We start from the raw sequence: 6,323 nt of genomic DNA, 5'->3' as shown, positions 1-6,323 counted from the left end.
GCCGATCATGCCGGTGAGTTTATTTAAGGTGGTGGCGTCGGGGTTGAGGCCGATGAGCTTGGAGAAGAGGGCGCTGAGGGTGAGGTTCTTGGTGTCTTCGGAGGTGAGGCCGAATTGATCGATGATGTTCTTGAGCTGGGATTTGAAGTAGTCGGGATCGCCGGTGAAGAAGGTTTCCTTCACGTCGGTGAGGGTGCGGCTGCCTTCGACCATGCGGTCGATGGCGCGGGCATTGCCGATGGCGTTGGTGATCTTGTCGAAGAACTGGCTTTCGCCGCCGATGATTTCGATCTTGGCGGATTTCATGGCCTCGCCAAGCACGTTGGCCTGGGCGGCGGCGATGTCCTTCTGGATGTTGATCTGCGCGAGCTCGATGGCTTTCTCTTTCTCGAGGGTGAGCTTGAACTCTTCGTGTTCGCGTCCGGCGTTTTCGAGGAGCTTCATGGCCTGGGCCTTCTTGGTGATGCCATCTGCTTCTGCAGCGAGTTTGAGCTGCGTGACTTCGGCGTCTGCGGTGCCCTGCTTCTGCGAGGCTTCGGCCTTGGCAAGCATGACTTGGGCTTCCCCGAGGCCGATGGCGGCGGAGGAGGCGGTTTTACCTTCGGCGAAGGATTTCTCAGCGGCGGCGTCTTTGGAGGCGGACTCCTGACGGGCTTCGGCGAGGGTGAGCAATTCTTGAGCGTGAAGTTCGGCGGCCTGTTTGGAAGCGTCTGCGGCTTTGATGGTGGTGAAGGCGGCCTGCTCGGCGGCGAGCTGGGCGGATTGTTTGGAGGCTTCGGCTTCTTTGATTTTCTGGATGAGGCTCTCCTGGGCGTTTCTCTCGGCGTTGGTGAGAGCGACCTGCTTCTCGCGGTCGGCGGTGGCGAAGGCTTCGGCGTCCTTCATTTTCTGCTGCTCGATGACGACGGTTTTTTCGAGGGCGACGCGGTCTTTGATTACCTCCTGGATGTTCTTTTTCTCTATTTCTACGGCTTTCTCCTTCTCGATGGATTTGAGCGTGGTGACGCGCTCCCGGTCGATGATTTCGAGATCGCGGTCACGGGTGACGCGTTCGATTTCGACGGCGTCGGTGCGCTCCTTGTTGCGCTGGGCGACGATGACCTGGCGGTCCTTGTTCTCCGTGGCGACGGCGATTTCTTCGTCGGCGCTGATTCTGGCGCGTTCGGACTTCAGGCGTTCTTCTTCCTGCACCTTCATGGTCTCGGCGGTTTCGCGGGCACGGACGCTTTCGACGTCGCGCTTCTGCTTCGACTCGGTTTCAGCCAGCTGGCGTTCGAGTTCGAGGATGGCTTCGCGGGCCTGCACGTCCTGCTGCTTGATGACCTTTTCCTTGTCGCGTTGGATGTTGTTGGAGAGCTTGGCCTGGGCGGCGGTGAGCTCGGTGATCTTCTTGATGCCCTCGGCGTCGAGGATGTTGTCGGGATCGAGATTTTCGAGGCGTGTTTGTTCGAGGAAGTCGATGGCGCAGTCGTCGAGGGTGAAGCCGTTGAGGTCGGTGCCGATGACTTTGAGGATCTCGCTCTTGAAATGGTCGCGCTCATTGTAGAGCTGCACGAATTCGAAGCGTTTGCCCACGGTCTTGAGGGCTTCGGAGAACTTGGCGTCAAACAGCACGCGGATGGTGTCCACGGTGCTGGCACGAGTGCAGCCGATGCTCTGGGCCACGCGGAGCACGTCTTCCGGCGTTTTGTTGACGCGGACGAAGAAGGCGACCTTGATGTCCGCACGGAGGTTGTCTTTGCAGATGAGGCCTTCCTGGGCTTTGCGCTCGATCTCGATGCGCTTGACCGAGATGTCCATGTATTCGGACTGATGGGCTACGGGGATGACGATCATGCCATTGAAGGTCACCTTGGTGCCACCGATGCCGTTGCGCACGATGGCCTGGCCCTGCTGTACTTTGCGGAAGAACCGCGAGAACAGAATCAGGATGCCGAGAAAGATGCCGAGGATGATGACTCCGACAAGAAGACTGCCTTCGAGGAGGAGAGCGAGGGGTAGGGATGAGGTCATGAGAGGTGAGTGAAAGGGGTTGCGGGTTAGTTCTGAGGAGCGGGTTCGATCAGGTAAAAGATGTTGTCAGGACCGGCGGAAAGGACTTTGGCCGAGTCGCCACGCTTCAGCGGTGCGACGCCGGGCTGGGTGCGGACATTGATCAGCAGCGGGACATTGGCGGTGGTGATTTCGAGCTGTCCGTAGGAGGCGTCTGCTTCTGTGGAGGTGACGATGCCGGTGCGCCCGATGACTTCTTCGGCTTCGGAGTCGGCATCGCCCATGGCTTTGAAGAGCTTGGCGACGGGAAGGGTGACGAGCTTGGTCAGGATGAGGCTGCCGAGGAGGTTGGGCAGCAGTAGCAAGGCGGCCTGTCCCAGACTGCCGGCTTGATTGTACCATTCGTTGAGCACCAGAGAGCCAAACCACATGAAGAGGATCATGAAACTGAGCCAGACCATGAGGGGCACCTGCGAAAAGCCGATGAACCGACCTAGCGAGAGCCAGGCGCCGCCGGTGCTCATGCCAAGAGCGTGGGTGGAGCCGGTGCCGTGATGGGCATCGCCGTCAGTGCCCAGATCGTCCGGCAGATCAGCCTCGAAATCCAGCGCGCCGAGCAGGACTAGGAGCCAGTAACAGACGACCAGCGTCAGGAGCAACGAAAGCAAAAGCTGCTGTGGCAGGATGGATGCTTGGAAGAGTTCGAACACGGTGGGAGGGGTGATGTGCGATATAAGCAACTGACCGGAGGCGAGGCGATTACAATTTTGCAGAACGTCTTCAATCCAATTAGAGCAGTGTAGGCGCACAAGCCCGATGGGGTAAACAAATTCCTGATTGCTGCTGTGGTGGAAGGGTGAAAAACGGTGCGCCTGCGGGTGATTTGGGAGGCTTGAGTGAAGGGGCAGGCTTGGCGGCAGACGGCTTGGAGTTCCTGTAGATGGTCCGCGAGAAGCGTTGACAACAGTGGCGCTGCTCCTAGAATCGGCCTCGAAAATCACCCAGAACAACAGCACAGCGAATCGTCAATCAGTGGAGGTTACCGGCATGAGGAACACAGAATTTGAAGACGAACGGCGCCCGGCTAATCCGCCGCTGCATTCCGAGAAAATTGTCACGGATCGGAAGATTTTCTTTCTCGATTTGAAGGAGAATGATCGGGGCAAGTTTATCAAGATCACGGAGGACGTGCGCGGCCGACGCGACACGATCATTCTACCGATTGATGCTGCGCAGGAGTTCCTGGACGCGATGATGCGTACTGTGGATGCTGCGGGCGGAGAGGTGTAGGCACTGATCGAAACCGACCCTTCGAATATGACGGGAAAACCGTGGCGATGGGTGGCTTGTTTATTCGCGGGGGCGCTAGCCACGGCGATACCTCTGGGACTGTATCTTTTAAGGCACAGCCACCACTATGCTGAGGTGGGCACCTTTTATCGAGGGGCGGTGGGAGATCAGCAGGTGGTGGGGATCGCGTTTATTGAGTTCGAAGGCTGAGGTTTCATGGAACTCACGCAGTGGAAAGTGCAGATGGTCAGCCGTTCTGGAAAGCGCATGACCGTGTACCAGAAATCTTCTGTTTTTCAGGAGAAGGTTCCCCATCAGCCGAAGATCGCAACTGGTGCGAACCGGATTTTCATTGATGACGGGGAAGATCAAATAACGGTTGATCTTCGGTCGGCCAAAGGAAGCTGAGGTGCTGTGCCAAACAAGCTTAGAGGTGGCAGTGCTGGCATCGCTACGCGATGCGTTTTCAGGCATGGGGAATGGTGGACGTTACGAGGGGTATCGCTGCGCTCAACCCCTCGCTACAGGCTTTGATGGCTCCGCCATCGGAGAGAAGCCGATGCGGCCGGGGTTACACAAACTTGATGACGTGCTTCTGCCCGTGCTCTTCATGGGCGGGATTGAGGGCGCGGAGTTCGAACTCGGCGCGGTCTGAGTTGATGCGGACGATGACCCAGCCGTTGGGGCTTTTGGGGTCGAAGACGTAGGCTACGGGTGGCAGATTGATGAGAGGGAGGCCGGTCTTCTCGTGCTTGGATTTCAACCAGGTGTGCGTGTGGCCGTAAATTAAGCCCTGCACTTTGGGATAAGAGGCGAGGAGGTCGAAGAGGGCATCGCTGTCTTGCAGGCAGCTGCCTTTGCCTTTTTCGGTCATGCTGGGCTGCATGGGGTTGTGATGCGCCACGATGAAGGTGGGTTTGTCGGGCGCGTTGCGAAGTTCACGCTCGATCCACAGGAGCTGGGGCTGGCCCAGAATGCCGGGGGTTTTGTTGACGAGGTCGAGGGAGTCGAGCAGCACCCAGTTTACTTGGGCGCTGGTGACGGTGGCGACGTGCTTGTCCGGCACGTTCATGGGGCGCTCGGCGTTGGGCGGGGGCGGGCCGACGATGGCGTTGAGGAAATTGGTGCGGTGGTCGTGATTGCCGAGGGTGCAGTGAATCTGAATGGACTGCTCGCGCAAGGCCTGGATGCAGTGGGTGAAGGTGACGTAGTCTTCGGTTTTGCCTTCGAGGTAGGCGCAGTCGCCGTTGACGATGAGGCCAAAGGGCTTCTGGCCGATCTTGAGCACCTGGTTAGCGCAGCGGCGCAGGTTTTCCGCCATGCAGGCGCCGCGTGCGACGAGGGCCTCGTCTGCAGCGATGTGGGGATCGGAAAACAGGACCCAGGTCTGCTCAGGAATCTCCAGCGCGGGAAGCTGCGTGGCGAATGAACCGAGGGCGGCGGCGGCGCCGTGTCGCAAAAAGCTGCGGCGGGAGAGGGGTGGAAGGGTGATGGGCATGGGGAGAATGAAACGCTGGTCAGAGGCCGGATCGTGCGAACAGAGAAAGGCAAAATTCAGGTGCCAAAGTAGCGGTCTCCGGCATCGCCGAGGCCGGGGACGATGTAGCATTTCTCATTGAGGCCGGAATCGATGGCGGCGGTGACGATGGCCACATCCGGATGGGAGAGTTGCATCGCCGCGAGTCCTTCCGGGCAGGTGACCACGCAGATCATGGTGATGCGCAGAGCACCGGCCTCCTTGAGCTGGCGTGCGGCTTCGCAGGCGCTGCCGCCGGTGGCGAGCATGGGGTCCAGCAGGAAGACATCTGCGGCTGAGAGATTGGCGGGCAGATTCGCATAGTAGGCATGCGGGAGGGCGGTTTCCTCGTTTCGCCGAATGCCCACATGGGCGACCACCGCGTCTGGTACGAGCGGTAGAATGCCGTCCAGCAAACCCAGGCCGGCGCGCAGGATGGGTACGCAGACGAGCGGGCGTGCCAGCTGTGAGCCTACCGTTTGTTTGAGCGGTGTCTGCACGGTGATCTCCTGCACGGGAAGCTCGCGGGTGGCTTCGAGGAAGAGGATGCGCGCGAGATGGTTCAGATGCCGCCGAAACTCATTCGATGAGGTGCCGACGGCACGGATGGCGGCGAGATGGCACTGTGCCAGAGGATGCTGAACGATGACAACGGGCTGCATGCAGGGCATTCTGCCGCGTTTGCTGGTGCTGGCAAAGTTTTCCACCACCGGGTTGCCGGTCATGTTATTATGCGGGCATGAAAACACGACTGTGCGTGCCAGCGCTGCTGGCACTTTTCCTGGGCGCTTGTGAGAGCGCACCGAGGGGGGACGGTTCGAGTTATTATTACCCGTCAGCCAATCAGCCGACCGCCGTGCCGCGCAGCAGCACGAGCCAGAGCATTGCCAGCATGGCGGGCAGCAGCGATGCTCCTGTGCCACGCGGTGGGTATGCCCCCGGTTCGGGGCCGACGGCGATGCCGCAGGGGAATCAGCTCATGTACCAGCAGAATGTGTCAGGGCCGTTTGGCAGCCGCAGTTCGAGCGGTGTGATCAACGCGTATGGCGGGGTGCAGAGTTATCAGACCATTGGGAACATGCCGGTGTATCCGGGCATGGCGGTGCCGGACAATGACAACTCGCGCTATTATGGAAGGATGCCGACGCAGCCGGTGTATGTGCCGGGTGTTGGCGGTGCTGCGGGGTATTACATGAACCCGAGCACGGGTGCGCGGGTGCCGGGGCCGTAGTCGGGTTTAAGCTTCCCCATCCTTTTTCGCCTGCGCCTTTTTGGCCTCTGAGCGGTGTTTGAGCACTTCAAAGACGATGGGGAGCATGGAGACGACGATGATGAGAACGAAGACCAGCTTGAGATTGTTTTTGATGATCGGGATGCTGCCGAGGAAGTAACCGGCGATGCTGAAGCTGAGCACCCAGACGAGGCCGCCGCCGAGGCTGTACATCAGGAAGCGGCGGTAGTCCATGCGACCAAAGCCGGCGGTGAAGGGGGCAAAGGTGCGCACGATGGGCACGAAGCGCGCGAG

Annotated in this window: 7 protein-coding genes and 1 pseudogene; 2 read left to right on the top strand and 6 right to left on the bottom strand. The window is 59.6% G+C overall.

Annotated features, from left to right (window positions below):
• Both PSV43_RS19050 and PSV43_RS19045 read right to left on the bottom strand, forming a co-directional pair.
• A partial coding sequence (locus PSV43_RS19050) for a hypothetical protein (protein ID WP_300201150.1) occupies positions 1-2,013 on the bottom strand: 2,013 nt, incomplete at its 3' end.
• A 26-nt stretch (positions 2,014-2,039) separates the two neighbouring features.
• Positions 2,040-2,702, bottom strand: coding sequence for an OB-fold-containig protein (locus tag PSV43_RS19045; protein ID WP_300201148.1), 663 nt, complete (start codon positions 2,700-2,702; stop codon positions 2,040-2,042).
• 256 nt (positions 2,703-2,958) lie between these two features.
• Between PSV43_RS19045 and PSV43_RS19040 the strand changes: the two genes are divergently transcribed.
• Complete coding sequence (locus PSV43_RS19040; RefSeq protein ID WP_300201145.1) at positions 2,959-3,282, top strand: hypothetical protein; 324 nt, start codon at positions 2,959-2,961, stop codon at positions 3,280-3,282.
• 108 nt (positions 3,283-3,390) lie between these two features.
• Here the strand turns inward: PSV43_RS19040 and PSV43_RS19035 are convergent, their stop codons facing one another.
• The 3 genes from PSV43_RS19035 to upp all read right to left on the bottom strand — a co-directional run bounded on the left by PSV43_RS19035 (position 3,391) and on the right by upp (position 5,523).
• Positions 3,391-3,756, bottom strand: coding sequence for a hypothetical protein (locus tag PSV43_RS19035; protein WP_300201143.1), 366 nt, complete (start codon positions 3,754-3,756; stop codon positions 3,391-3,393).
• A 97-nt stretch (positions 3,757-3,853) separates the two neighbouring features.
• Complete coding sequence (locus PSV43_RS19030; RefSeq protein WP_300201140.1) at positions 3,854-4,780, bottom strand: metallophosphoesterase; 927 nt, start codon at positions 4,778-4,780, stop codon at positions 3,854-3,856.
• Between the two features lie 56 nt (positions 4,781-4,836).
• Positions 4,837-5,523, bottom strand: coding sequence for a uracil phosphoribosyltransferase (gene upp, locus PSV43_RS19025; protein ID WP_300201137.1), 687 nt, complete (start codon positions 5,521-5,523; stop codon positions 4,837-4,839).
• A 14-nt stretch (positions 5,524-5,537) separates the two neighbouring features.
• On the opposite strand from upp, the gene PSV43_RS19020 reads away from it, so the two are divergent.
• Complete coding sequence (locus PSV43_RS19020; protein ID WP_300201134.1) at positions 5,538-6,029, top strand: hypothetical protein; 492 nt, start codon at positions 5,538-5,540, stop codon at positions 6,027-6,029.
• A gap of 6 nt (positions 6,030-6,035) precedes the next feature.
• Here PSV43_RS19020 and PSV43_RS19015 read toward each other — a convergent pair.
• Positions 6,036-6,323 (bottom strand): annotated as a pseudogene (locus PSV43_RS19015) (hypothetical protein); the annotation flags it as partial.

The sequence above is a fragment of the Prosthecobacter sp. genome, from assembly GCF_029946185.1.
In the GTDB taxonomy this organism is placed as follows: Bacteria; Verrucomicrobiota; Verrucomicrobiia; order Verrucomicrobiales; family Verrucomicrobiaceae; genus Prosthecobacter.
Note: the sequence above shows the minus strand (reverse complement) of the source record. Positions and strands in the feature narration are given on the sequence as shown.

What these genes read in the sequence shown, in the direction of transcription:
- PSV43_RS19035 (WP_300201143.1), bottom strand. Translation starts at nt 3,756, where the DNA reads ATGCCTGAAAACGCATCGCGTAGCGATGCCAGCACTGCCACCTCTAAG.
- PSV43_RS19030 (WP_300201140.1), bottom strand. Translation starts at nt 4,780, where the DNA reads ATGCCCATCACCCTTCCACCCCTCTCCCGCCGCAGCTTTTTGCGACAC.
- upp (WP_300201137.1), bottom strand. Translation starts at nt 5,523, where the DNA reads ATGACCGGCAACCCGGTGGTGGAAAACTTTGCCAGCACCAGCAAACGC.
- PSV43_RS19020 (WP_300201134.1), top strand. Translation starts at nt 5,538, where the DNA reads ATGAAAACACGACTGTGCGTGCCAGCGCTGCTGGCACTTTTCCTGGGC.